The following is a 22072-nucleotide window of genomic DNA, read 5'->3' on the forward strand; positions in this document are numbered from 1 at the left end:
GACCCGCACGCGCCTCCTCACCCGATTCTTAACCGGATCTCGCTCTGGACCGGCCAGACGAACCCGAACAGTCTTCCGGGCGAAAGCGACCGGTGGCGCGGGAATCGTGTCCCCATCGTGACACGGAAAGCAATCCTTCGATCACCGTCCTCCCCTATCACCCAGGTCATGGACAGGTGGGGGCGGGGGAAATCGAGATCGCATGAAAAGAGCGATTCGACGGAGATGAGCGACGAGATGCTGCTTGCCGGATTCGGTGCCGGAGATCCGACGCTCAGCGTGCGGTTCGTGCGCCGGTTCCAGTCGGTGATCTTCGGCGTCGCCCTGAGCGTGCTCGGCGACCGGACGGTGGCCGAAGACGTCGCCCAGCGCACCTTCGAGCAAGCCTGGCGGCACGCCGCCACCTTCGACAGCCGCCGCGGGAGCGTGCACGTCTGGCTGGCCGGCATCGCCCGCCACGAGGCCATCGACACCGCCCGCCGCTCGTCGCCCACCCCCACCGACCCGCTCGTCCTGGCCGACCTCCTCGGCGATGAGCGCGGCGGCGCGGCTGCCGGCGACCCGCGTTGGATCGCCGCGGCAGCGCCGCTGCGCTCCGCGCTCCGCACCCTGCCCGTCGAGCAGGCCCGGGCCGTCGTGCTCGCGGGGGTCCACGGCTACACCGCTCGCGAGATCGCCGATCACGAGCGCGTCCCGGTCGGGACCGCGAAGACCCGGCTGCGGACCGCGATGGGCAGGCTGCGCGAGCGCTTGGCGGAGCCCTCCGGCGAGCCGACTCCGGAAGCTCACCGACCGTGACCGACCAGGGTTGTCTGCGCTACCGGGGTCTGGCCGCCGAGTACGCGGTGACCGACCTCGACGGCCGCGAGCGCGTGCAGCTCATCGATCACCTGCAGCACTGCCAGGGATGTCGCCGGGTGCTGCGGGACTACACCGAGGTCGCCGACGCTCTGGTCGTGGGACTTCCCGCGATCGAGCCGCCCGCCGGGTTCGACGACCGCGTCCTGGCCGGCCTCGAGCGCCACCGTCGTGACGACGACCTCGATGCGGACACGCTCTGGATGGTCGATGCCGTTCCGCCACCCCGAGGGCCGCACCCGTCGGACGGCCTGACCGTGGTGGTGAACAGCGCAGACCGCGAGGACACCTCTCACGGCGACGAGGTCGCCGGACGACGTCGGTCGGGCATCGGCGGCCGGCGGACGGCGCTCCGGTGGCGGCTCCCCGACCCGGACGGCACGCTCCCTCCCCCGCCTGGGGGTGCCCGACGCCACCGCCCCGTCCCCCACTGGCATCGCTACATCGGCCGCACCGCGCTGATCGCGATCGTCGTCGTGCTCGGCGTGGTCGGGGGGACCATCGGGTTCGTCGATGTCTCACCCCCTGCCGTCTCGTCCGCGCCCCTCCCGGGGAGCACGACGCCGCCCGCAGTGGGCTCCGTCCTGCACGCCCCCCTGACGCGGGGCCCGGAGGCGGTGGGACAAATCTATGCCCACCCCGGCCAACTCCCCGGCGACCCCACCTGGATCTACGTGGTCCTCGACCACGACCGGGACAGCACGCCTCCGGGGGCCGTCGTCCTGAGCGTCCAGCTCCTCGACGCCCAGGGGACCACCCGCGGGGTCGCGACGCTCACCGTCACCGACGGCTACGGCGCCTGGGCCGGCCCCGTGTCCGAGGACCCCTACGACCTCACTCGGGCGCAGCTCACCGATCCGACCGGTACGCCCTACGCCACCGCCGACCTCGCTGATTACTGATCCACCACGACCCTCCGAGCGGATGGTCGATGCGTGACGGTGGAGCGGCCTCGGAGAAGGGCGCCGCCGAGCACCCGAGCAACGACGCCCCGCTGCGACCGGGTTCGTCAGGGGCTACGGGGCACGGCCCGGAGGTCCGGCACCGCGCGCCACGGCGGCGCTCCGAGCGCGGTGATCATCGGAGACTTCCCACCCGGACGTGGCGGCTCCGTCGCTCCCGGCGGTCTGACTGCGCGTGGTGGGTGGGGTCAGTCCAGCGCCCGCCGGACGAAGCCCTGGATCCCGATCGCCCCGAACAGCAGGCACGCCACCACCAGCGCCGCGAAGCACAGCCAGCCCGGGAGGTGGGGGATCTGCGGGGTGAGCGCCCCGCGCAGGCCCTCCGCGACGTAGGTGATCGGGTTGAGCGCGCAGATCACCTGGAACCACCGCAGCGAGGAGATCTGCAGGAACGGGAACTGGGTGGAGCCGGTGAACAGCAACGGCGTGATCACGACGGCGAACACGATGTTGATCCGCCGCGGGGAGACCGCGGTGCCGATGACCAGCCCCGCCGCGCCCCCGGCGAGCGCCCCGAGCACGAGCAGCAGCGCGGACTCCGGGAGCCCGCCGGTCTGCCACGTGACCCGGTCGAGCACCAGGTAGCCGACCGGGATCATCACCAGGGAGCCGATGAGCCCCCGGATCGCCCCGAACACGATCTTCTCGACGGCGACCATCCGCGTCGACAGCGGCGCGAGCAGCCGGTCCTCGATCTCCTTGGTATAGCTGAAGTCGATCACCAGCGGCAGCGCCACGGCCTGCACCGCGACGAGGAACGCGTTGAGCGCGAGCAGGCCCGGCAGCAGCAGCTGGGCGTAGCCCGGGGCGATGTAGCCGAGCTGGCTCAGCACCTTGCCGAACACGAACAGCAGGAAGAACGGCTGCACGAGCACCTGGGACAGGAAGCTCCCGAACTCCCGGCCGGTCACCGCGACGTCGCGGCCGAGCACCCCCAGGAAGGCCCGCCCGGTGGAGACGCGGCGGGCGACCGGCGTCGTCGTCAGCGTGGTCATCGCAGTCCCCGTCCGGTGAGGTCGATGAAGACGTCCTCGAGGGTCGGCTCCCCCAGCCCGACGTCGAGGACCCGGCCGCCCGTGGCCGCGACCTCGTCGAGCAGGCCCGGCAGCGCGGCGCCCGCCTCGCCGTCCACGCGGGCGCGCAGGCGCACCGCACCGCCGGGGCCGGAGCCGGGGTCGAGGATCTCCACGCCGGCGGTGCCGCGGACGGCGCCGAGCCGCTCGCGCAGGGCCGCGGGCTCGGGCCCGACGACGTCGAGGTCCACCGTCGCCGAGCCCGACAGCCCCGCGACGAGCGCGGCCGGCGTGTCGAGCGCGAGCAGCCGCCCGTGGTCGACGATGCCGACCCGGTCGGAGAGCTTCGCGGCCTCGTCCATGTCGTGGGTGGTCAGCACGATCGTCACGCCGCTCGCGGCGAGCTCGGCGACGCGGTCGTGGACGAACAACCGCGCCTGCGGGTCGAGCCCGGTGGAGGGCTCGTCGAGGAAGAGCACCTGTGGGTCGTGCATGAGGCCCCGCGCGATGATCAGTCGCTGGGCCTGGCCGCCGGAGAGCTCGTCGGGGTTGGTCGTGGCCTTGTCGGCCAGCCCCATACGCTCCAGCAGCTCGTCGGCGAGCGGACCGCGCTGCGCCCGCGGCACCCCGTGGTAGGCGGCATGCCAGACGAGGTTGGCGCGGGCGTCGAGGGAGCGGTCGAGGTTCGGGCGCTGCGGCTCGACGCCGAGCACCGCCCGCGCGGCGACCGGGTCGGCCGCGACGTCGATGCCGGCGACGGTGGCCCGTCCCGCGGTCTTGCGCACGCGGGTGGTGAGGACGCCGATCGTGGTGGTCTTGCCCGCGCCGTTGGGGCCGAGCAGCCCGAACACCTCGCCGGGCGCGACGGCGAACGAGATGCCGTCGACGGCGTTGCTGCGGGCCTTGGGGTAGCGCTTGACGAGGTCGGCCACCTCGACGGCCGGCGGGGCGGCCTCGGGCGCGGAGCTGTCCGGGCGCGCGACCCGGGTCTCGGTGGACACGTGCCGCGACGCTACCGGCGGGTCCGGGGGCGGGGCATGTCGATTCCTCGTCGGGGCGGTCATGCAGCCCAGCCTCGAACGTGAAGCACCGTTGAGGTCAAGCCGGCTCAGCGACCCCGATTGCGGCCGAGGGCGCCCCTCGACGATCTATCCGAGCGAGGGTGCCCTTCGGTCGAGACCAGGCCGGGGTCAGCAGTCGCGCAGCTCCGGACTCTGGTTGAGCAGCTGACCGCACGGGGAGACGAACGCGTCGAAGGTGTCCGCGTCGGCGCCCTCGACCCCCTCCGGGGAGAACGCCGCGACCCGGTGGCAGTTCTGGAAGGCGAGCACCACCCCGAAGTGCCGCTCGAGCCCGCCGCGGATCGCGTCCGAGGCCAGCGCGCGCAGCAGCTCGCCCCGCGCCGCCTCCGAGGGCGGCGGGACCTCGTGCACGGTCGGCGAGCCGGGCACCGGGCCCGCGCCGGCGGCCGAGGACACCACCTCCCAGGCGTAGGGCAGGGACTCGCGGATGCAGCCGACGAGGGCGTCGTCGTCGACCTCACCGCGATGGGCCGCGGCGAGCAGGTCGGGGGAGACCTCGAGGGACACGGGGCCCTCCGGTGATCAGGACTGGACGGGGGAGAGGACGAACTCGGGGTCGATCTGGTCGAGCAGGTGGGTGCCGCCCCAGGCGCGGGCGTTGCGGCGGTGCAGGGCGACGGTGTCGGCGTGGAACCGCGCCCGGTCCTGGGGGACGGCGTCGAGGGCGGCACGCACGGCGTCGACGGCGGCCGCGTTGTCCGGCTCGAGGCCCGCGATCGCGCGGTCGCCGCCGCGGTCGCCGGCCCGCACATGGCGCGAGGCGCCGACGCACGTGAGCAGCTGGACGTCGACGTCGGCCAGCGCGTCCCGCAGGAACGCCTCGTCGTCGGGCTCGGCGATCTTGTTCCCGACGACGCCGAGGCGCACCCCGAACTCCCGGGCGTGGCCGGCGTACTGGCGCACGACACCGACCGCGCGCGCGGTCGGCTCGCACACCAGCACGGTGAGGTCGAAGCGGGTGAACAGCCCGGAGGCGAACGCGTCGGCGCCCGCGGTCATGTCGACCACGACGTACTCGTCGGGGCCGTCGACGAGGTGGCCGAGCAGCAGCTCGATGGCGCCGGTCTTGGCGTGGAAGCACGCGACCCCGAGGTCGGCGTCGTCGAACGCACCCGCGAGCCCCAGCCGGACCCCAGGGACGACCTCCCGCACGGCCGCGTCGTAGACCGGGTTGCGCTCGACGACCCGCAGCAGCCGCGAGCCGCGGCCCGGCGGGGTTGTCTTGATCATCTGGTCCGCGGCCGGCACACGCGGGTTGGTGCCGCGCAACCACTCCTTGAGGACGTCGACGTGGCCGGAGAGCGTGGGCAGGCGCGCCGCGACGTCGGGCGGGGCGCCGAGCGCGCCGGCGAGGTTCTGGTTGATGTCGGCGTCGAGCGCGAGCACCGGGCCCCGGTCCCGGCCGCGCGGAGGGCGAACAGCGAGGCGAGCGCGGTCTTCCCGCTGCCGCCCTTGCCGACGAAGGCGATCTTGACGGGGCGAGACCCTAGACGACAACGATTGTCGTTATCGATGGAGGGGTTCGCCTCCGGCGTGTGCGTGCGTTTCCGTGCCGGGAGACGGAAACGCACGCACGAGGGCGTCAGCCCGAAGCACGCCCGATCGGCACCGACACGAGCCGCGGGCCGTCGGAGTCCCGGCCGCGCTCGAGGGCGGCGCGCAGCTCGTCGATCGTGGTCACGGCCTCGGCCGACACCCCGTACCCGGCGGCCAGCGCGCTGAAGTCGACCGCGGGCAGGTCCAGCCCGGGCGCCTTCGGGGTGTTCTCCCGGGAGGCGAACCACTTGAGGATCGCGTACTCGCGGTTCTCCAGGACCAGCACCGTCACCGGCACCGAGAGCGCCGACGCCGTCGCGAGCGCCTGGATCGAGTACTGCATCGAGCCGTCCCCGATCGCCGCCAGCACCGGCCGCTCGCGGTTCGCCAGCGCCACCCCCACCGCCGCCGGCAGCCCGAACCCGAGCCCGCCCGACGTCGTGAAGAACGAGCTGCCGGGGCGGCGCACCGGGCGGCGCGCGTGCAGCGCGGCCCGGTTGGACGGCGACTCGTCGACGACCACCCCGTCGACCGGCCATACCGCGTCGACGGCGTCGAAGACCTCCTCGGCGCTCAGCGTCCCGGGCGTGGCCGAGGTCTGGGCCTTCCCGACGGCGGGTGCCTCCCCCGGCACCGCGCGCGACGACGCCGCGACCCGCTCGACCAGCGCCCGCACCACCGCCGTCGGGTCCGCCACGAGCGCGTCACCCATCGGGGCACGGGCGGCCTGGTCGGGGTCGGCGGTGACGTGGTGCAGCGACGTCCCCTCGGCCAGGAGCCGGCCGGGGACGTAGGGGTAGTAGCGGAAGACGGCGGTGCCGAGCACGACGACGACGTCGTGGGGCTCGAGCGTGTCCGCCAGTGGCGCGATCGCCATCGGCAGGCTGCCGCGGAAGAGCGGGTGGTCCTCGGGGAAGGCGACGCGGCCGTCGGCGGGCGGGCCGTAGACCGCGGCCGAGCAGCGCTCGGCGAGCGCCACCGCGTCGTCGAAGCCGCCGCCCGCGTCGACGTCGCCGCCGAACACCAGGGCGGGCGCCGACGCGCCGTCGAGGGCCGCGGCGATCCGGTCGACGTCGGCGGGGTCCGGCAGCAGGGCGGTGCGCACGGTCCGTGCGGCGGCGCGCCGGGCGACCTCGAGGTCGGGGCCGGTGAGCTCGACGTTCCAGTCGTCCATCGGGATCGAGACGAAGACCGGTCCCATCGGCGGGGTGGTCGCCAGGTGGATGGCCCGGGCGAGCGTCGCGGGCACGTCCTGTGGGCGCGGGGGCTCGGCGCCGAACTTGACGGTCGGCGCCGGGAGCTCGGTGGCGCGCGGGTTGGTCAGCAGCGCCTCGAGGGTCATCATCGGGCGGACCTGCTGGCCCGCGGTGACCACGAGCGGGGTCTTGTTGGCGGCCGCGTTGACCAGCGCGCCGACCGCGTTCCCGACGCCGGGCGCGGTGTGCAGGTTGACCAGGGTCGGACGGCCGGTGGCCTGGGCGTACCCGTCGGCCATCCCGACGACGGCCGCCTCCTGGAGCCCCAGCACGTAGGTGAAGTCGTCGGGGAACTGCTGGAGCATCGGGAGCTCGGTCGAGCCGGGATTGCCGAAGACCGTGGTCATCCCGTGGGCCCTGAACAGCTCGAGCGCCGCCTCGCGCACCGTGCACGTGGGTCCGGCTCCGCTGCGCTGCGCGTCGGTCGTCACGCCCGAGGGTCTACCCCCTGGGGCGCGCGATCACCAGCGGATCACCAGACCTGGTGGGGCACCTGTGCGGGCAGGTGCAGCCTGCTCACGCGCACGACGACGTCGGACAGGTCGTCGCCGTCGAAGGCGCGGCGCAGTTCCTCCGCCCGGAGCGTGGCCGCGACCCCCTCGTAGGGACCGTGTGCGTCCATCTCGCCGGTCTCCGGGTCGAAGACCAGCACCACGTAGCCGTCGCATTCGTCGAGATCCGCGACTGCCGCCAGCAGCGTCGCGGGCCGTTCGTTCAGCACGATGATCACCTCCGCTCCGTTCATCGCCACGATGACGGGCCGTGTGACGTCGCGGGCAGAAGTTGCCACCTTCGGGGGATCGGGTTCCGACGACGGCGTGCGGGGGTGACACCCCATCCGGTGGCCGGTACGGCAGCGTGACCGGCAGCCGTCTAGCGTGCCCGCCATGTCCCGCGACGCTGCCGTGTCCCGTGACGCCCCCTCCGCCACCACGCCCCTCGGCGCGACCCGCGATGTCGTGCCCTTCGTGCTCGACATCCCGGCTGACCAGGTCGCTGACCTGCACGAACGGCTGCGCCGGGTCCGGCTGCCGGAGCCCGAGCCGGTCGACGACTGGTCGCAGGGCATCCCGACGGCCACCGTGGCGGAACTGTGTCGTGCCTGGCTCGAGGAGCACGACGTCCACGCCCTGGCCGACGAGCTCAACTCCCGGGGGCAGTACCGCACCGTCATCGACGGCCTCGGGATCCACTTCCTGCACGCAGAGTCACCACGGAGCGACGCGCAGCCGCTGCTGCTCACCCATGGGTGGCCGGGCTCGGTGGTCGAGTTCCTCGACGTCCTGGACGCATTGACCACCCCGGCCGACCCGTCGGATCCGGCGTTCCACGTGGTCGCGCCGTCCCTGCCGGGCTTCGGGTTCTCGGACAAGCCGACCACGACGGGCTGGGGCGTCGACCACATCGCCGACGCCTGGGTCGAGCTGATGGACCGTGTGGGCTACCCCCGCTTCCTCGCCCAGGGGGGCGACTGGGGCGCGATGGTGACGACCGCGCTCGGCGTCCGTCACCCCGACCGCGTCGCCGCGATCCACACGACGATGCCGCTCGCCGACCGCCCGGAGGGCGCACGCACCGAGGACCTGCCCGAGCTCGAGCAGCAGTGGCTGGCGCAGGCGCGGGAGTTCCGCGAGGTCGGCAGCGGCTACTCCGCCCAGCAGCGCACCCGCCCGCAGACCCTCGGGTACGGGCTGGTCGACTCGCCGGCCGGCCAGCTCGCGTGGATCGCCGAGAAGTTCGGGGTGTGGACGTTCGGCGGCGCGACGCTGGACCCCTCGGTGCCACGGAAACGTCTGCTCGACAATGTGGCGGTGTACTGGTTCGGCGGGTCGGGAGCGTCGTCGGCGCGGATCTACTGGGAGAGCTTCGGGGGCGTGGACCGGTCGGCGCCGGTCACCGTGCCCTCGGCCGTGTCGATCTTCCAGGCGGAGATGGCGAAGATGCCGCGCTCCTGGGTCGAGGCGCGCTACACCGACCTGCGTCACTGGAACGTCCTCGACCGCGGCGGGCACTTCGCCTCGCTGGAGGAGCCGGAGCTGTTCGTCGCCGAACTCAGAGGTGCCTTCGGCTCGTGAGTAGTTCTGGTGGCTATGACGACCACAAGTACTCACGTGCTCCGCTCCACAGCTCGCGGGTGATCACCGAGGCGGACTCGGTGGCCGCGAGCCGGGCGGCCTGACCCGCCCAGTGGTTGGTCCGGTCGATGCCCTCCCCCGTCGGCTGACCGCGCCGCCACTGCCCGACCAGCGCCCGCTGCACCGGGTAGCCCGCCGGAGGAGGCGCGCCGTCGGCCGCCCACGCCCGGACGTAGTGCGTCGGCAGGGCCCGCCCCGGGCGCCCCGAGTAGGCCCGCGTGATGACCGAGGTCTCCGGCGCGGCCGCGGCGAGCTGCTCCGACCAGGCCGCCGCGATCCCGGCCTCCGGTGACCGGAGGAACGCCGTTCCCACCTGCACGGCGCTCGCGCCGAGGATCAGCGCGGCCGCGACCCCCCGTGCGTCCGCGATCCCACCCGTCGCCACCACCGGCACGCGCAGCGCGTCCACGAGTTGGGGGACGAGCGCGAGCAGCCCGACCCCGGTCCGCCCGGCCGCGTCCGGGTCGAACGTGCCGCGGTGCCCGCCGGCCTCGACGCCCTGCGCGACCACCACGTCGGCGCCGGTCCGCTCGGCGGCGAGGGCCTCCTCGAGCGTGGTCGCGCACGCGAACCACGCGATTCCCGCGGCGTGGATGCGCTCGACCATCGCCGGCTCGAACAGGCCCATGATCGACGAGATGACCGTGGGACGGGCCGCCAGGAGCGCGTCGCACTGCTCGGTGAACACGGGTGCCGCTCCCCCCACCTCGCCCGGGCTGCCGAACCGCTCGAGGAACCGTCGGGCGGGCTCCTCCCCGGAGTCCGCGGACGAGGTCTCGTCCGGGATCCAGAGGTTCATCTGGAACGCCCGCGACGAGCCCTCGCGGAACCGCCGCGCCCAGTCCCCGATCGCCTCCGGGGAGTCGAGGACCGCGCCGTCGGCGCCCATCCCCCCCGCCTCGGCGACCGCCACGGCCAGGTCCGGCGGGCAGGCACCCGCCATCGGCGCCTGGACGATCGGGACGTCCAGGCCGTACCGCTCGCAGAACGCCGCGACACGCCGCGACACCTCCGTCATCGGACTCCTCCTCGGTCTCGTTGCTCAGGTCAGGGATCCCAGCGGGTCCGCCCGCGCCAGCTCCGGGTCGTCGCCCGCGAACGTCACCGCCCGTCCGGGTCCGGTCGAGCGGGTCTCGAACCGCACCGTCACACGCCGGTGCCCGGCACCCTGCACCCACCCGTGGCCGTGCTCGGGGTGGGTGACGTCGTCCCCGGTGCGCCACTCCCGCGCGGGATCGGGCGCGGGCTCGTCGTCGGGCAGGCGGTCGTCGTCGGCCAGGCGGTCCTCGGGAGGCGTCCCGACGACGGCGGCCCGGCGCGTCCCGCCCGTCTCCGGGTCCTCGACGGGACCGGGCCCCGCGACGCGGCCCGGTGCATCCTCGAACAGCGAGCCCTGCACCGCCGTCGTGAGGCCCGCGTAGGACACCCCGACCAGCCGCACCCCCGCGTCCGGCAGCGCGGCCACCGCGAGCCGCTGGGCGGTCTCGGCCAGAACGGGCAGGTCGGTCGAGGCCACCGCGGTGGTCTCGGAGCGGGTGTGGGTCGCGAAGTCGCCGCCGCGGACCTTCACCGTCACCGTCCGCGCCGCCCGTCCCGAGGCCACCAGGCGGCGGTGGGCCGACCCGGCGAGCTCGGCGACGGCCCGCCGGACCACGGCGACGTCGGAGAGGTCGGTGTCGAACGTCGTCTCCGCGCTGACCTGCTTGGCCTCGCCGCGCTCGGTGACCGCGCGGTCGTCGATCCCGCGCGCGAGCCGGTGCAGCCCGGTCCCGACCGCCGAGCCCAGCAGCGCCGTCACCTCCGAGAGCTCGAGCGCGGCCAGCGCGGCCACCGTGGTGACGCCCGCGCGGGCCAGCGTCGTCTCGGCCACCGGCCCGATCCCCCACAGCGCGCGCACCGGTAGCGGGTCGAGCAGGCCCCGTTCGCCGCCGTGCGCGACGACGTGCACCCCGTCCGGCTTCGCGAGCCCCGACGCGATCTTCGCGACCTGCTTGCCGGATCCCGCCCCGACCGACACCGCGAGCCCCGTCGCCGCCCGGACGTCCGCCCGCACCGTCTCCGCCCAGGCGCGCACCTCCTCCTCGGGCGCGCCCGCCAGCGCCTCCGGCTCGGCGAAGGTCTCGTCGTAGGCGACCTGCTCGAGCACCGGAGCCGCGGCCCGGACCACGCCGAAGAAGGCCTCGGAGAGCGTGCGGTACACCGCCGTGCGGGGCGGCAGCGCGACCGCGTGCGGGACCAGGCGCCGCGCCTGCGCCATGGGCATCGCCGACCGGGCACCGTGGGCCTTCGCCTCTCCCGACGCGCCCGCGACGATCCCGCGCGGCCCCAGCCCGCCGACGAGGACCGGGCGCCCCCGCAGCGTCGGGCGGGTGAGCTGCTCGGCGGAGGCGAAGAAGGAGTCGAGGTCGAGGTGGACCACCCACCGCCCCCGGCCCACCCCGCCACCGCTCACGACGGCGGGTGCCACGTCGCGTCGGGCCGGGCCCAGAGCAGGTCGGCCTCGGCCAGCACCGCGGCGGGCGTGCCGCTCCAGGTGACCCCGACGGCGGTGAGCCCCGCCCGGTGGGCGGCCCACACGTCCTCCGCCGAGTCGCCGACCATCGCGGCGTTGCTGACGCCGTCGGGCAGCAGCCGGCCGAGGCCGAGGAGCGCCTCGGTGAGGACGGCGTCCTTCCCGACGACGCCGGGTGCGCTCCCCGCGACGTGCCCGAAGTACCGGGCCCACCCGAGCCGGTCGACGACCCGCCGCGCGCTCGGCGTCGACGCCGACGTCGCCACGGCCATCTCGACGCCCGCCCCGGCCCACCGCGCGAGGACCGCCGCCACCCCGGCCACCGGACGCAGCCCGCCGCGCTCGAGCAGCGTGCCCTCGAGGTCCCACACCACACACGCCCAGGGCGAGTCCACGGTCACGAGGATCCCATCCCGTCACCCGCGCCGGGGCGGTTGCACGCGGCCGACGGGGGCAATCCGCGCCCATGGGTTACGACGTCACGCAGGTCCAGAAGTCCCTCGGGGGATTCCAGTACCCGGGCAGCCCGGAGCAGCTCGCCGACCACGCCAAGGACAAGGGGGCCGACGACCAGCTCGTCGACACCCTCCGCGGCCTCGACAAGGATCAGTTCGACGGCCCGAACGCCGTCATGGAGAAGTTGAGCCAGGCGGGCGCGCTCGGCGGTTCCTGAGGTGGTCCGCGGTCCGGGCCGACACGGCCCGGGCCGCGCCGCCGGCCTCAGCGCCGGTCCTCGGCGCCGACCCTCAGCGCGGCATCGTCGGGAGTCGTTGCTCCACGACCTCGCGGGCGCCTTCCAGCGTCCCGTCGTTCGTCCAGACGGCGGGGTCGAGCCGACTGACGCTCCAGCCGCCGGGCTTGACGCGGCTGCCGTAGAGGAAGATGTCCTTCTCCTCGACCCACTCGATCTCGTACTCGATCGGCTGCGGGGCGTCCGACTGCCACGTCCACACCGCGCCCGACCGTCGGCTGACCTCCCGGACCTGCCGACCGTCGACGTCCCACGTCCCCACGACGAATCCTCTCCGCCGGTCGGTGCCGTGCACACCACCGGAACACGTCCGAGCTTGCGCCGATCGGCGCATCAGACTAACGGGTTCCGTCTCGGGACGAGACAACCAGCAGCATTTGCCACCGGGCCTGGCGACACCGCCCCGGCTACGCCGCCGGCGACCAGCCCTCGCGGCACAGCGCCCCGACGATCCGGCGGGCGTCCGCGCGGTGCGCGTCCGACCGGTGGGACGTCCAGCTCCACTCCGCGCACTCGCGGTGCAGCAGGTGGGCGACGACGGTGGCCGCGTGCTCCCGGTCCTCGGTCGAGACCTGGGCGGCCCGGGGCGAGGCGGCCGGCCGCATGAGCGCCGCGACCGCCTCGGTGGGACGGCGCGCCGCGAGGTCGTCGGCGGGCCGGTCGGGAGCGTCGGTGGTGGCACCGGACGGGGGAGCACTCATGGCGCCTCCTGGAGTCGGGCCCGCGGGCCCCGATGAGGGCGCCACGTGGCCGTCGGCCGAGCTGCATGCGCGGCGGCCTCGGCGACGCCCTGGCGCACGTACTCAGGGTGACCGCCCGGGAGCCAGGAGGAAACGACCGCGGGAGCAACGACACATCACCTGTCCGTTCGGAGGTTGTGCCCGCGACGATGGCCACCGGTCCGGCCGTGACGGGAGTCTCCGGCCGCGCCGCGCCCAGACACCCGCTCACCGAGGAGCCCGATGACCGCCCCGTTCACCGTCGACCTCGACCCCACCCCCGGCCGCCGCCAGGGCGAGGAACGCTTCGTGCTGCACCACGGCGACCAGACCCGCGAGGTCGTCCTGCACGACTACGCCACGGTGTACTCGGTGCCCGGGCTCTACGAGGAGGTCGTGCAGCACCGGCTGCAGTGCGCCTCGCCCGCCACCGTCGCCGACGCGCTGGTCGAGGCGGGGTCGTCGATCGGGGTGCCCCCGGCGGACCTGCGCGCCTTCGACCTCGGAGCCGGCAACGGCGTCGTCGGCCAGGAGCTGGCCGCCCGCGGGGTCACCGTCGTCGTGGGCGCGGACGGCATCGACGAGGCGCGCGACGCCGCCCACCGCGACCGCCCGGGGCTCTACGCGCACTACCTCGTCGGCGAGCGGCTCGAGGGCGAGCAGGTGGCCCGGCTGGTGCGCGAGGAGCGGCTCAACGCGCTCGTCGCCGCCGGCGCGGTCGGCGAGGGGCACGTGCCGGTCGACGCGCTGGCGGAGCTGTGGTCGGCGTTCCCCGCCGACTCGGTGATCGCGCTGACGCTCAAGGACGGCGGACCGGAGACCGGGGACCACGACGTGCCCGACGTCGAGGGCATGCTCGCCGGGTTCGAGGACACGAGCGTCGTCCTCCGGCGCCGCTTCCGGCACCGGCTCTCGATGGCCGGCACCGAGCTGTACTACGTGGTGCTCGCCGCCGTGAAGCGGTGACGCTCAGCCGTCGCGCCCACCCGCGACGAGCGTGAGGTGCGGCCGGCGACGACGTCCGCCCCGCCCCTCGACGCCGGCCCCGGCGAGCATGCCGGGGCGCCAGGCCCGGTCGGCGTCCGGACGACGGCGGGAGCCCACGGCCCGTCCGGCGAGCTCGTTGACGAGGTCGTCGGCGAGCTCCTCGGAGAGGACGCGGTCCTCGTCGTAGGCGTCGAGGACGTCCCTCCCGCGGCGCCAGGCGTCATCACGCCACGAGGCCGGGCCCCAGCAGTCGTCGCCGTCACGGGCGAGGCGTCCCATCTCGATCATCAAGGACATCGTCGGCGCAGGTGGACGGGCTCCACAGCCCGGTCGCCGCATGGAGTGATGACTCGATGGAGGACCCTTTTCCGACGCGCCGTCCTCGAGGGCTCCACCGATCGTCGGCGTGGCGCGCCGCGGAGGGCCCGGCGCCCGGCGCGGGGTGCGACGGGTCACGTCGTCCGACAGGATCGGGGACATGCGCACGCACGCGGTGGCGATCGTCGGTTCCGGGCCGTCCGGCTTCTACGCCGCCGGGTCGCTGCTGGATTCCACCGACCCGCCGGTCCGCGTGGACATGTTCGACCGGCTCGCAACGCCGTGGGGTCTCGTGCGCGCCGGGGTGGCGCCGGACCATCCCAAGATCAAGTCGGTGAGCGGGCAGTACGACAAGATCGCGGCGCGGCCCGGGTTCCGCTTCTTCGGCCACGTCTGCCTCGGGGAGGACGTCACCGCCTCCGAGCTGCTCGAGCGGTACGACGCGGTGATCTACGCCGTCGGGTCGCAGACCGAGCGCCGGCTCGGGATCGGCGGCGAGGACCGCGAGGGCAGCCACGCCTCGGTGGACTTCGTCGGCTGGTACAACGGCCACCCCGACTACGTGGGCCTCGCCCCCGACCTCGGCGCTGAGCGCGCGGTGGTGATCGGGGCGGGCAACGTGGCGCTCGACGTCGCCCGCATGCTCCTGCTCCCCGAGGAGGACCTGCGGCCGACCGACACCGCCGACCACGCCATCGAGGCGCTGGCCGGCTCCGGCGTGCGGGAGGTGGTCGTCTGCGGCCGCCGGGGGCCGGTCCAGGCGGCGTTCACCACCACCGAGCTGCGCGAGCTCGACGACATCGAGGGGCTGGCGATCAACGTCGACCCCGCGCAGCTGCCGGACGCGGCGGGCGACGAGGACCTCCCCAAGGCGACGCGGCGCAACGTCGAGCTCTTCCGCCGGTGGGCCGAGGCCGGACCGGCGCCGGACGCCGGGCGCGCGATGGAGTTCCGGTTCCTGCGGTCCCCGGTGGAGATCCTCGGTGAGGGCGAGGACGGGCCCGTCACCGGTGTCGAGCTCGCGGTCAACCGGCTGGAGACCGACGACGACGGCCGAGTGCGCCCGGTGGACACCGGGGAGCGGGAGACCGTCGAGTGCGGGCTGGTGCTGCGCGCGGTCGGCTACCGCGGGGTGGCCCTGCCGGGCGTCCCGTTCGACGAGGCCTCCGGGACGATCCCGCACACCGAGGGGCGCATCGAGGGGCGCGAGCGCGAGTACGTCGTCGGCTGGATCAAGCGCGGCCCCACCGGGATCATCGGCACCAACCGCAAGGACGCCAACGAGACGGTGCGCGCGCTGCTCGCCGACCTCGCCTCCGGCGCCCGCGAGGACGCCACGATCGCCTCCGCCGAAGAGGTCGAGGAGTGGCTCTCGGAGCGCTGCCCGGAGCTGGTCGACCTCGACGGGTGGGAGGCGATCGACGCCCACGAGCGCGCCGCCGGGGAGGGCGGCGGCCGGCCGCGGGTGAAGGTCGTCGACCGGTCGGAGTTCATGTCGTTGGTGCGCGAGCGCACGTGAGCACTTTTCGGCGCTATAGCACCGAAAAGTGCTCACGTGCGCGAAGCGCACCTACGCCGTCTCCTCGCCCTCCTCCTCGAGCGGGATGTAGCGGAGCTCGCGGGCCTCGGGGGTGTCGAGCAGGCCGCTGACGAAGCCGATCACGTGGTGGCGGATCTCGGCGTCGAGGTTGCCGAGCCGGCGCACGAACACCCCGCCGACCCCGCGCGCGTGCGTCTCCAGCGCGATGTCGCCGGGCCCGATCTCGTCGACCTCGACCACGATGTGCTCGCCCCCCTGCGCGAGGCATGCGTCCAGCCCGACCCGGACCGTCATCCCCACCTCGACCGGCACGTTGCGCGCACCGATCTCGACCCGCACGTCGAGATCGACGGGTACGTGGACCTCGGTGCGCCCGGCCCGGGTGCCGTGCCGGCCCCGCAGCCGGCCGACGACCCCGTTCGCGTGGGCGGTCGCCATGCCGCCCGGCCCCGCGGTGACCGGGCCGAAGGAGACCCGGTCGCCGATCAGACCGCCGATGTCCCGGACCGCCCGCTCCGGCGTCGCGATCGCCGCCACCACGGCGTCCCGGTCGGCCATCACGTGGTCCCCGCCGCGAGCTCGTCGCGGGCGCCGACCGCGAACGGCGGGGTGCTCGTCCCGACGATGCGGTAGCGGCCCCACGGGTCGACGTCGGAGAGCTCCCCCACGGCCTCGCCGTGCGGCGTCGTCAGCAGCCCGGTCGCCTTCTTGCCGCCGAGGGCGGCCTCGAGCCCGGCGTGCACCGCGACCCGGCCGTACCAGTGGTAGCGCCCGTCCAGCGGCTCGAAGTGCCCGCGCAGGGTCACCTCGACCTCGAAGGGCTCCGCGTCGGCGCTCTCCAGGCGCACCGAGGCGGGACCGCGGTAGCCGTCCTCGTCCTCCTGGTGTTCCTCGTGGGGGTGCTCGTCGGTCGGTGACGTCATCGCTGTCCGCTCCCTGGCTCGGCGTCGGTTCCCGTCGGGTCGGTGTCGGGCGTCCCGGATCGTGCGCCGGAGGTGGAGCCGGGCGACAGCTGGATCACCCGGTTGATCTCGAGCGGCACGTTCGGGTCGATGACGACGTCGCGCTGGCGGGCGAAGCCGTCGATGGCCGCCCACACCAGCGTCGTCAGGTACTCGGTGACGGAGTCGCGGCTCATCGACCGGCGCTCGAGCCACCACTCCGCGGTGTTCTGGACCAGCCCGACGACGCCGTAGGCCCACGGCTCGGCGGCACCGGAGTCCAGCCCGAAGGCGCGCAGGTAGTCGCCCAGCAGCGCGGACAGCGCCGTCGCGATGATCTCCTTGTCGGCCCGGACGACCGCGTCGCCACCGTGCCCCTGCCGGGCGAGCACCCAGTAGAGGTTCGGGTACTCCTCGAGCGTCCCCAGCACCGCGTCGATCGACTTGCGGATCCGAGGGAGCGGGGCCTCCTCGGAGTTCAGCGCCGGGATCAGGCGGTCCAGCAGGATCTCCGTCGCCCGCTCGCCCATCGCCTCGACGAGGTCGGCCTTGTCGGAGAAGTGCCGGTAGAGCACCGGCTTGGTGACGCCGGCCTCGACCGCCACCTGCTCGATCCCGAACTCGGGCCCGATCTCGGCGAGCACGCACATCGCCGCCTCGACGAACTCCGCCCGGCGCTCCTGGCGGTGCTTCGTCCAGCGGGTGCGACGCCCGTCACGTGACGGGGGCTCACTCCCCCGGTTCGGCTTGACACCCTCCGTCATGGTGCGGATGCTACCACTGGTTACAGTTACCAGCAGTAAGACGTACACAACGTTGGGGATACGCGGTGTCGGCCGCACCTGATCCCCATCCGTCACCGTCGCAGGACCGGGAAGGACGATCGCCCATGTCGGCGCCCGCCGTGCCCCAGAAGACCTCCCGAGCCGGGGAGGGGGACGCCGCCACGAAGGACCCGGCTGCCACGGCCGCCCGGTTGCTGCGTTCGGCGGCGAAGAAGTCCTACGACCCCGGGGTCGACATCGACTGGGACGCGCCCCTGGTGGACGGCGCGCTCTGGATGCCCGAGCACCGGGTGTCGCTCTACGGCACCGCGCTGTGGGACCGGATGACCCCCGAGCAGCGCGTCGAGCTCGGCAAGCACGAGGCGTGCAGCGTCGCGAGCGTCGGGCTGTGGTTCGAGACGCTGCTCATGCAGCGGCTGCTCAAGGACTTCTACGCCGACGACCCCACCACCCCGCGCGCCCAGTGGGCGCTCACCGAGGTCGCCGACGAGTGCCGGCACTCGCAGATGTTCGCGCGGCTCGTGGCCCGGGCCGGGGTCGAGCCCTACGGCGCGGTCCCGGCCGTCCACCAGCTCGGCAAGCTGTTCTCGGTGCTCAACTGGGGTCCGGCGGCCTACGCGTCGATCCTCGTGGCCGAGGAGGTGCTCGACCGGCTGCAGCGCGAGCAGGCGCACGACGACGCCATCCAGCCGCTCATGCGCCAGGTCAACCGCATCCACATCGTGGAGGAGGCGCGCCACGTCGCCTTCGCCCGCGACGAGGTGACCCGCGGGATCGCCGAGCTCAACCGCGCCGAGCTCGCCTACCAGCGGTTCACGTGCGCGCTCACCTCGTTCTTCGTCGTGCGCAGCCTGATCAACCCGAAGGTCTACGCCGCCGTCGGGATCGACCCCCGTGAGGGACACCGCACCGCGCTCGCGAACCCGCACCACCGCGAGATGATCCGGTTCGGCGGCGAGAAGATCATGGCCTTCCTCGACGAGGCCGGGATGCTCGCCGGGCCGGGGCGGGCGCTGTGGAAGAAGTCGTTCCTGCTGGAGACGTGATGACGACGAGCGAAGACGTCGGCCCGCTGGGGCTCGCCACGGGCATCAGCCTGCGGGTCGCCCGCTCGGGCGTCCCGAGCCCCGGCGAGCCGACCCTCGTCCTCGCCCACGGCTGGTCGCAGGACCTGCGGACCTGGGACCGGGTGCTGGGCGACCTGCGCCGCGCGGGGGTGAGCGCGCCGGTGCTGCGCTACGACCACCGCGGGCACGGCGGCTCGGAGTCCCCGGGCCGCGAGGGCGCGACGATCGGGCGGGCCGCCGACGACCTCGCGGCGATCATCACCGACCACGTCGAGGGCCCGATCGTGCTGGCGGGGCACTCGATGGGCGGCATGACGCTGATGGCCCTCGCCGAGCGCCACCCCGACCTCGTGCGCGAGCGGGTGCGCGCGGCGGGCTTCGTCGCGACGGCGAGCGACGACATGGCCGAGATGCGCCTGGGGATCCCCGGCCGCCGCGGCGCGTTCGTCGCCCGCGGCGAGCGGGTGATCATGCCGTTCCTGGCCTCCGTCGGGGACCGTGCACCGGTGCACCGAGCCGACCCCGAGGGCGACGGCGTCCACAGCCGGTCCGTGGCGCTGGCCCCGGTGGTGCGCCGGCTGGTCTTCGGCCGCCACCCGCGGCGCGCCGACGTGCTCTCGGTCGCCGAGCAGACCTTCGCCGCGGACCCGGTCGCGGTGGCCGCGTTCCGCGCCTCCATCGGGGAGCACCGGCGGACGTCGTCGCTCGCGGCGCTGCGCGGGCTCCCGACGGTGGTCCTGGTCGGCACCCGCGACCGGCTCTGCCCGCCCGACCACGCCCGCACCATCGCCGCGTCGCTGCCCGACGCCGAGATCGTCGTCCTGCCCGGCGCCGGCCACATGATCACCTTCGAGCGCTCCCAGGAGGTGGCCGCACACCTGCAGGGGCTGCTCGAGGCCGCCACCGTCGCGGCGCCCAACAACACGTCGAGGGAGACGCGCGTTGCCGGCTGAATTCCACGACGTCGTCGTCGTCGGGACCGGGTTCGCCGGGCTCGGCCAGGCGCTGGCGCTGGCGCGGTCCGGGGTCCGCGACGTCGTGCTGCTCGAGAAGGCCCCGGCGTCCGCCGGCGTCGGCGGCACCTGGCGGGACAACACCTATCCCGGCTGCGCGTGCGACATCCCGTCGCACATGTATTCGCTGTCCACCGACCCCAACCCGGACTGGTCGCGCTCCTACTCCCCCCAGCCGGAGATCCGCGCCTACCTCGAGCGGGTGGCCGACCACCACGACCTGCGCCGCCGGGTTCGGTTCGCCACCGAGATGACCGGCGCCACCTGGGACGAGGAGACCCGGACGTGGGAGGTGCACACCACGAACGGCGAGTACCGGTGCCGGTTCCTGATCTCCGGGGTCGGCGCCCTGCACCTGCCCTCGATCCCCTCGCTGCCCGGCGCGGAGCGCTTCCGCGGCGAGGCGTTCCACTCCGCGCAGTGGCGCCACGACGTCGACCTGCGCGGCAAGCGGATCGCCGTGGTCGGCACGGGGGCGAGCGCGGTCCAGTTCGTGCCGCAGATCGCGCCGGTCGCGGCCGGGGTGACGCTCTTCCAGCGCACCCCCGCCTGGGTGCTGCCCAAGGGTGATCACCCCATCGGCCGGACGCGTCGCGCGCTCTTCGCCAAGGTCCCGGCCCTGCAGCGCGCCTACCGGGCCGCGCTCTACGCCGCCCTGGAGTCCCGGGCGATCGGCTTCATGAGCCGCCCCGAGCTGCTGCGCCCCGCCGAGTGGCTCGCGCGCAAGCACATCGAGCACGCGGTCTCCGACCCGGACCTCGTCGAGAAGCTCACGCCGCGCTACTCGCTGGGGTGCAAGCGGGTGCTGGTCTCCAACGACTACTACCCCGCCCTCGCGCGCCCGACCGTCGACGTCGTCACCTCCGGCATCGCGGAGGTGACCGAGACCGGGATCGTCGACCACGCCGGGGTCGAGCACCCGGCCGACGTGATCGTCTACGGCACCGGGTTCCACGTCACCGACGCCTTCGACGGGATCGCGATCACCGGCCGCGGCGGGCGCACACTGCGCGGGACCTGGGCCGAGCACGGGATGGCGACCCACTACGGCATCACCGTGACCGACTTCCCGAACCTGTTCTTCCTGCTCGGGCCGAACACCGGGCTGGGCCATAACTCCGTCGTGTTCATGATCGAATGCCAGACGCGGTACGTGGCGCAGGCGATCGCGGCGGTGCATGACGCCGGGTGCAGCGGGCTGGACGTGCGTTCGGAGGCGCAGACCCGGTCCAACGCGGCGGTCCAGCACCGGCTGCGCAAGGGCATCTGGACCCGGGGCGGCTGCACGAGCTGGTACCTCGACGCCGCCGGGGTGAACCGGACCATCTGGCCGGGCTTCACCGTCCGGTACTGGGCCGAGACCCGCCGCTTCCGGGCCGAGGACTACGAGCTCTTCGGCCGCGCGTCGGACTTCGGGCTCCCGACGACGGGGCCGCCCGTCCGGTCCCCGAACGGCACGCGGGAGGCGCTGCCGGTCGCACCCTGACCGCCCCGGACCGCCCCGGACCGCCCCGGACCGCCCCGGACCGCACGAACGGCCGGTTCGTCACCGAAGAAGGTCACGAACCGGCCGTTCGTGCTTTCGGGACCACGAGGAACCGCCGAAGACGTCGACCCCGCCCTTCGGGCTGAACTCCGCCAGCGCGCGGTCGACCCGGGCGAGCTCGTCGTCGCCGAGGCGGACGCGGGCGGCGTCGAGGTTCTCGACGATGTGGGCCGGGGTGCGGCTGCCGGGGATCGGGACGACGTGCTGGTGCTGGTGGAGCAGCCAGGCGAGCGCGAGCTGGGCCGGGCTGATGCCGAGCTCCTCGGCGATGGAGCGCACCGGGGCGTAGCGGTCGTTGTTGGCGGCCAGGTGCGCGAAGCGGTCGATGTTGTTGCGGAAGTCGCCCTCGGCCAGAGCGGACACCGCCCCCGTCAGGAACCCGCTGCCCAACGGGCTCCAGGCGACGATCCCGACGCCGAGCTCGTCGGCGGTCTCGAGCAGGGCCGGGTCGGGGCGGTGCCACATGGCCCACTGGGTCTGCACGGCGCTCACCGGGTGCACGGCGTGGGCGCGGCGCAGCGTGGCGGCGTCGACGTTGGACAGGCCGAGGTGGCGCACTGTGCCGTCCTCGATCAGTTCGGCGACGGCGCCGACGGTGTCCTCGATGGTGATCTCGGGGTCGGGGAAGTGCGGGTAGTAGAGGTCGATGCGGTCGGTGCCCAGCGCCCGCAGCGACTGCTCGGCGTAGCCCCGGACCAGGCGCGGGTCGGCGTTGACGGCGAGCTCGCCGAACTCCAGCCCGACGCGGAACCGGTGGCCGGGCTCGCCGTCGGGAATCCGCATCCCGAACTTCGTGGCGATGACGACCTCGTCGCGGACCGGCGCGAGGGCGCGCCCGACGAGGCGCTCGTTGTGGCCGTCGGCGCCGTAGCCGTCGGAGGTGTCGACGAGGGTGGCGCCGGCGTCGACGGCCGCGCGCAGGGCGGCCTCGCCGGTCTGGTCGTCGATCTCGCCGTACATCCCGGGCGAGAGCACCATCGCCCCGACGCCGAGGGCCGAGACGGACAGATCGCCGAGGGTGCGGCTGGGCAGTGCGCTCATGGCGTCCCAG

At 74.2% G+C, this 22072-nt stretch carries 24 protein-coding genes and 1 pseudogene; 9 read left to right on the forward strand and 16 right to left on the reverse strand.

Annotated features, from left to right (window positions below):
- Nucleotides 1-225: 225 nt before the first annotated feature.
- Nucleotides 226-798, forward strand: coding sequence for a sigma-70 family RNA polymerase sigma factor (locus VGH76_RS03925; RefSeq protein WP_331555304.1), 573 nt, complete (start codon nt 226-228; stop codon nt 796-798).
- On the forward strand, nt 795-1760 hold the full coding sequence (locus VGH76_RS03930) for a hypothetical protein (RefSeq protein ID WP_331555305.1): 966 nt from the start codon (nt 795-797) through the stop codon (nt 1758-1760). Before VGH76_RS03925 ends, VGH76_RS03930 begins: the two co-directional genes overlap by 4 nt.
- A 248-nt stretch (nt 1761-2008) precedes the next feature.
- On the opposite strand, the gene VGH76_RS03935 is transcribed toward VGH76_RS03930, so the two are convergent.
- The 6 genes and pseudogenes from VGH76_RS03935 to VGH76_RS03960 all read right to left on the reverse strand — a co-directional run bounded on the left by VGH76_RS03935 (nt 2009) and on the right by VGH76_RS03960 (nt 7452).
- The gene (locus VGH76_RS03935) at nt 2009-2815 is read right to left on the reverse strand and encodes an ABC transporter permease (protein WP_331555306.1); all 807 of its coding nucleotides are present in this window, start codon (nt 2813-2815) and stop codon (nt 2009-2011) included.
- Nucleotides 2812-3834: an ABC transporter ATP-binding protein gene (locus VGH76_RS03940; RefSeq protein ID WP_331555307.1), complete on the reverse strand. Its 1023-nt coding sequence runs from the start codon at nt 3832-3834 to the stop codon at nt 2812-2814. The genes VGH76_RS03935 and VGH76_RS03940 overlap by 4 nt, the downstream gene beginning before the upstream one ends.
- A 189-nt stretch (nt 3835-4023) precedes the next feature.
- Nucleotides 4024-4422 carry an SCO5389 family protein gene (locus tag VGH76_RS03945; RefSeq protein ID WP_331555308.1) on the reverse strand — a complete coding sequence of 133 codons (399 nt, stop codon included), beginning with the start codon at nt 4420-4422 and terminating at the stop codon, nt 4024-4026.
- A gap of 15 nt (nt 4423-4437) precedes the next feature.
- A pseudogene (locus VGH76_RS03950) lies at nt 4438-5429 on the reverse strand (ATP-binding protein).
- 68 nt (nt 5430-5497) lie between these two features.
- On the reverse strand, nt 5498-7138 hold the full coding sequence (gene mdlC / locus VGH76_RS03955; RefSeq protein WP_331555309.1) for a benzoylformate decarboxylase: 1641 nt from the start codon (nt 7136-7138) through the stop codon (nt 5498-5500).
- A gap of 41 nt (nt 7139-7179) precedes the next feature.
- Complete coding sequence (locus VGH76_RS03960) at nt 7180-7452, reverse strand: hypothetical protein (RefSeq protein ID WP_331555310.1); 273 nt, start codon at nt 7450-7452, stop codon at nt 7180-7182.
- A gap of 142 nt (nt 7453-7594) precedes the next feature.
- Between VGH76_RS03960 and VGH76_RS03965 the strand changes: the two genes are divergently transcribed.
- The gene (locus tag VGH76_RS03965; RefSeq protein WP_331555311.1) at nt 7595-8782 is read left to right on the forward strand and encodes an epoxide hydrolase family protein; all 1188 of its coding nucleotides are present in this window, start codon (nt 7595-7597) and stop codon (nt 8780-8782) included.
- Between the two features lie 13 nt (nt 8783-8795).
- On the opposite strand, the gene VGH76_RS03970 is transcribed toward VGH76_RS03965, so the two are convergent.
- Genes VGH76_RS03970 through VGH76_RS03980 form a run of 3 tightly spaced genes read right to left on the reverse strand, consistent with a single transcriptional unit; the run spans nt 8796 to nt 11749 of the window.
- Nucleotides 8796-9860, reverse strand: a complete 1065-nt coding sequence (locus VGH76_RS03970; RefSeq protein WP_331555312.1) for a nitronate monooxygenase — start codon at nt 9858-9860, stop codon at nt 8796-8798.
- A gap of 24 nt (nt 9861-9884) precedes the next feature.
- Nucleotides 9885-11294, reverse strand: a complete 1410-nt coding sequence (locus VGH76_RS03975) for a DNA polymerase IV (protein ID WP_331555313.1) — start codon at nt 11292-11294, stop codon at nt 9885-9887.
- The gene (locus VGH76_RS03980) at nt 11291-11749 is read right to left on the reverse strand and encodes an HAD family hydrolase (RefSeq protein WP_331555314.1); all 459 of its coding nucleotides are present in this window, start codon (nt 11747-11749) and stop codon (nt 11291-11293) included. The genes VGH76_RS03975 and VGH76_RS03980 overlap by 4 nt, the downstream gene beginning before the upstream one ends.
- Nucleotides 11750-11820: 71 nt before the next feature.
- Between VGH76_RS03980 and VGH76_RS03985 the strand changes: the two genes are divergently transcribed.
- Complete coding sequence (locus VGH76_RS03985) at nt 11821-12027, forward strand: DUF2795 domain-containing protein (RefSeq protein ID WP_331555315.1); 207 nt, start codon at nt 11821-11823, stop codon at nt 12025-12027.
- Nucleotides 12028-12100: 73 nt separating this feature from the next.
- Here VGH76_RS03985 and VGH76_RS03990 read toward each other — a convergent pair whose 3' ends face one another.
- Together VGH76_RS03990 and VGH76_RS03995 are read right to left on the reverse strand one after the other, a co-directional pair.
- Nucleotides 12101-12367, reverse strand: coding sequence for a hypothetical protein (locus VGH76_RS03990; RefSeq protein ID WP_331555316.1), 267 nt, complete (start codon nt 12365-12367; stop codon nt 12101-12103).
- Nucleotides 12368-12512: 145 nt separating this feature from the next.
- Nucleotides 12513-12806 carry a hypothetical protein gene (locus VGH76_RS03995; protein ID WP_331555317.1) on the reverse strand — a complete coding sequence of 98 codons (294 nt, stop codon included), beginning with the start codon at nt 12804-12806 and terminating at the stop codon, nt 12513-12515.
- A gap of 261 nt (nt 12807-13067) precedes the next feature.
- Here VGH76_RS03995 and VGH76_RS04000 point away from each other — a divergent pair, with 261 nt between their 5' ends.
- A complete protein-coding gene (locus VGH76_RS04000) occupies nt 13068-13790 on the forward strand; it encodes a hypothetical protein (protein WP_331555318.1) in 723 nt (240 codons plus the stop codon).
- 3 nt (nt 13791-13793) lie between these two features.
- On the opposite strand, the gene VGH76_RS04005 is transcribed toward VGH76_RS04000, so the two are convergent.
- The gene (locus tag VGH76_RS04005) at nt 13794-14099 is read right to left on the reverse strand and encodes a hypothetical protein (RefSeq protein ID WP_331555319.1); all 306 of its coding nucleotides are present in this window, start codon (nt 14097-14099) and stop codon (nt 13794-13796) included.
- Nucleotides 14100-14289: 190 nt separating this feature from the next.
- Between VGH76_RS04005 and VGH76_RS04010 the strand changes: the two genes are divergently transcribed.
- A complete protein-coding gene (locus tag VGH76_RS04010; RefSeq protein WP_331555320.1) occupies nt 14290-15648 on the forward strand; it encodes an FAD-dependent oxidoreductase in 1359 nt (452 codons plus the stop codon).
- A gap of 51 nt (nt 15649-15699) precedes the next feature.
- On the opposite strand, the gene VGH76_RS04015 is transcribed toward VGH76_RS04010, so the two are convergent.
- From VGH76_RS04015 to VGH76_RS04025, 3 genes are read right to left on the reverse strand one after another with little or no spacing between them, the layout of a single operon-like run.
- Nucleotides 15700-16227 carry a hypothetical protein gene (locus VGH76_RS04015; RefSeq protein WP_331555321.1) on the reverse strand — a complete coding sequence of 176 codons (528 nt, stop codon included), beginning with the start codon at nt 16225-16227 and terminating at the stop codon, nt 15700-15702.
- A complete protein-coding gene (locus tag VGH76_RS04020; protein ID WP_331555322.1) occupies nt 16227-16592 on the reverse strand; it encodes a DUF4873 domain-containing protein in 366 nt (121 codons plus the stop codon). The genes VGH76_RS04015 and VGH76_RS04020 overlap by 1 nt, the downstream gene beginning before the upstream one ends.
- The gene (locus VGH76_RS04025) at nt 16589-17374 is read right to left on the reverse strand and encodes a TetR/AcrR family transcriptional regulator (protein ID WP_331555323.1); all 786 of its coding nucleotides are present in this window, start codon (nt 17372-17374) and stop codon (nt 16589-16591) included. Before VGH76_RS04025 ends, VGH76_RS04020 begins: the two co-directional genes overlap by 4 nt.
- Nucleotides 17375-17499: 125 nt before the next feature.
- Here VGH76_RS04025 and VGH76_RS04030 point away from each other — a divergent pair, with 125 nt between their 5' ends.
- From VGH76_RS04030 to VGH76_RS04040, 3 genes are read left to right on the forward strand one after another with little or no spacing between them, the layout of a single operon-like run.
- Nucleotides 17500-18441 carry a diiron oxygenase gene (locus tag VGH76_RS04030; RefSeq protein WP_331555324.1) on the forward strand — a complete coding sequence of 314 codons (942 nt, stop codon included), beginning with the start codon at nt 17500-17502 and terminating at the stop codon, nt 18439-18441.
- Entirely contained in the window at nt 18441-19415 is a 975-nt protein-coding gene (locus VGH76_RS04035; protein ID WP_331555325.1) for an alpha/beta hydrolase, read from the forward strand. Before VGH76_RS04030 ends, VGH76_RS04035 begins: the two co-directional genes overlap by 1 nt.
- Nucleotides 19405-20961, forward strand: a complete 1557-nt coding sequence (locus VGH76_RS04040; RefSeq protein ID WP_331555326.1) for an NAD(P)/FAD-dependent oxidoreductase — start codon at nt 19405-19407, stop codon at nt 20959-20961. The genes VGH76_RS04035 and VGH76_RS04040 overlap by 11 nt, the downstream gene beginning before the upstream one ends.
- A 60-nt stretch (nt 20962-21021) precedes the next feature.
- Here VGH76_RS04040 and VGH76_RS04045 read toward each other — a convergent pair whose 3' ends face one another.
- Nucleotides 21022-22062 carry an aldo/keto reductase gene (locus VGH76_RS04045; protein ID WP_331555327.1) on the reverse strand — a complete coding sequence of 347 codons (1041 nt, stop codon included), beginning with the start codon at nt 22060-22062 and terminating at the stop codon, nt 21022-21024.
- Between the last annotated feature and the right edge of the window lie 10 nt (nt 22063-22072).

Origin of the sequence: Actinomycetospora sp. (genome assembly GCF_036497585.1) — a bacterium.
Lineage (GTDB): Bacteria > Actinomycetota > Actinomycetes > Mycobacteriales > Pseudonocardiaceae > Actinomycetospora.